At 44.3% G+C, this 1,818-nt stretch carries 4 protein-coding genes; 3 read left to right on the top strand and 1 reads right to left on the bottom strand.

Going from position 1 to position 1,818, the window contains the following annotated elements; genetic code table 11:
• Positions 1-331 precede the first annotated feature (331 nt).
• Entirely contained in the window at positions 332-775 is a 444-nt protein-coding gene (locus QUA77_RS29015) for a hypothetical protein (RefSeq protein ID WP_333454074.1), read from the bottom strand.
• A gap of 144 nt (positions 776-919) precedes the next feature.
• Here QUA77_RS29015 and QUA77_RS29010 point away from each other — a divergent pair, with 144 nt between their 5' ends.
• From QUA77_RS29010 to QUA77_RS29000, 3 genes are read left to right on the top strand one after another with little or no spacing between them, the layout of a single operon-like run.
• On the top strand, positions 920-1,132 hold the full coding sequence (locus QUA77_RS29010) for a helix-turn-helix domain-containing protein (RefSeq protein WP_006631112.1): 213 nt from the start codon (positions 920-922) through the stop codon (positions 1,130-1,132).
• Between the two features lie 57 nt (positions 1,133-1,189).
• The gene (locus tag QUA77_RS29005; RefSeq protein WP_332958465.1) at positions 1,190-1,402 is read left to right on the top strand and encodes a helix-turn-helix transcriptional regulator; all 213 of its coding nucleotides are present in this window, start codon (positions 1,190-1,192) and stop codon (positions 1,400-1,402) included.
• Positions 1,403-1,428: 26 nt separating this feature from the next.
• Positions 1,429-1,737: a DUF2442 domain-containing protein gene (locus tag QUA77_RS29000; protein ID WP_333454072.1), complete on the top strand. Its 309-nt coding sequence runs from the start codon at positions 1,429-1,431 to the stop codon at positions 1,735-1,737.
• The last annotated feature ends 81 nt before the right edge of the window (positions 1,738-1,818 follow it).

Below are 1,818 nucleotides of genomic sequence, written 5' to 3'. Positions count from 1 at the left end.
TGCCTATCTTTTTTTAGCACACATTGGCTCAATCCTTACAAAGGTATGGGTTTCAGGCTGGTTGTTACCCCCCCAGGGAGAAATTATAACTGTTGCTGTTGAGCTTGAACCAATTTTTTGAATGTTTGCCGCGAGTAATTCCTGTAGGGGCAATCCCCCCGTGGTTGCCCCGATCTTTCGGGCGGGCACGGGGGCACCGCCCCTACAGGGGGGGCTGGAGTTTATGAGAGTTACGCATACCAAAGAAACCGGGTTTTTTACTTTAGTTAAAGGCTGGGCAGTATTGTCGCAAAAAAACCCGGTTTCTAATCACCCGTGTTTCAGTCATAATTTAGAAATGTTCCAGCAGAGATTTCTCTTGTGCATAAACCTTTCGCAGCGACTCCAGCCCGATCGCCCCCAACATCAATTTAATCACCCCCACCAAATTTCCCCACTCGAACAATTCAGAAACAGAAACAGCTTTGTGAAATCTATCCGCATAAAAATCCACCCAAAAATCCGGCGCGTGTCTCTGTTTCTGACTCCCTATCCGGCGCTTCCAGTAACCAAAATCTAAACCAGAGGGCGATTCCACTCCCAAAACTGGCGGAAAGTCAGCATAACTCACAAACCGACTCATCCCTTTGGCGTGCACGTACAGGATATGCGCCCAGCACTCGAAGCGATATATTTGTTCTACCTTGATTTTCAGCAGCCGCGCGATCGCCTCTTTCGTCACAAACCGGCTCAATCTGTGTCTGGGGGTTGATTTTCGCGAAAATTTTGTTAACATGATGTTAAGCAAATCCTTTGTAAAGAGTACAAACTTTTGTAAAGGGATTGAATTTGGATAGGCGATCGCTTTTTAGTTTTCCACACCTGGGAGCGATCGCTTTTTACGATATTTTTATTAAAAACTAAATCTAGTTTTTTGTCAATGGGTTTAATTAGATTGCGGGTTAAAGAATTTGCTGCTGAGAAAGGCTGGACGATCAAAGAGGTTTCAGAGCGATCGGGAGTCATTTACAGCACACTCACCACCTATTCACGTTCTCCGGGAATGGCAATGGTTGATTTTACTTGTCTGCTGAAGTTGGCACGTACTTTTGACGTGATGGTGGAAGATTTGGTTGAGGTCGTCAAAGAGTAGGCGAGCGCTTTTTACAGTACAATTCTCTGACTTATATTAATCACATCTCAAGAGCTTATGGGCTTAATTAAGTTGCGGGTTCGAGAATTTGCTGCCGAGAAGGGCTGGACGCTGAAAGAAGTTTCAGAGCGATCGGGAGTAGTCTACAGCACGCTCAGAACCTATGCCCGATCGCCCGGATTAGCAACAGTTGATGTGACAGCCTTGCACAAGTTGGCAAGGACTTTTGATTTGTCGATCGAAGATTTGTATGAAATTGTGCAGGAATAGTCGATCGCAGTTATTAGCGGGTTGAAATGACTTCTTTAATGGTTGAGTTGCTAGAAATCCCCCAAGTACAAAACGTAGTTGTTACAGACGACACGCTAACAGTCCATCTATCCGATGGCCGTACTATTTCTGTTCCTTTAGCTTGGTATCCTCGGCTATTGCATAGCACACCAAACGAACGCAATAATTGGCGATTTATTGGTGGAAATGAGGGAATCCACTGGCCAGATATTGACGAAGATATTAGCATCAAAAATATTATTCTCGGTAAACTATCTGGAGAAAGTCAGAAGTCATTTCAGCGGTGGTTAGAGGAACGCGGGAAGATAGTCTAATAACCAGGGTAAGCTCATCTAATTTGGTATAATATGAACTTGACAAAGTTAACAAAATAAGCATAAGAGACTGTGTAGGCA

The organism is Microcoleus sp. K5-D4, from assembly GCF_036704575.1.
In the GTDB taxonomy this organism is placed as follows: domain Bacteria; phylum Cyanobacteriota; class Cyanobacteriia; order Cyanobacteriales; family Microcoleaceae; genus Microcoleus.
The sequence above is the reverse complement of the archived record's forward strand: the minus strand, read 5'-3'. Positions and strand labels throughout refer to the sequence as shown.

Coding starts and splice junctions, on each gene's coding strand:
- QUA77_RS29010 (WP_006631112.1), top strand. CDS start 920: ATGGGTTTAATTAGATTGCGGGTTAAAGAATTTGCTGCTGAGAAAGGC.
- QUA77_RS29000 (WP_333454072.1), top strand. CDS start 1,429: ATGACTTCTTTAATGGTTGAGTTGCTAGAAATCCCCCAAGTACAAAAC.
- QUA77_RS29005 (WP_332958465.1), top strand. CDS start 1,190: ATGGGCTTAATTAAGTTGCGGGTTCGAGAATTTGCTGCCGAGAAGGGC.
- QUA77_RS29015 (WP_333454074.1), bottom strand. CDS start 775: ATGTTAACAAAATTTTCGCGAAAATCAACCCCCAGACACAGATTGAGC.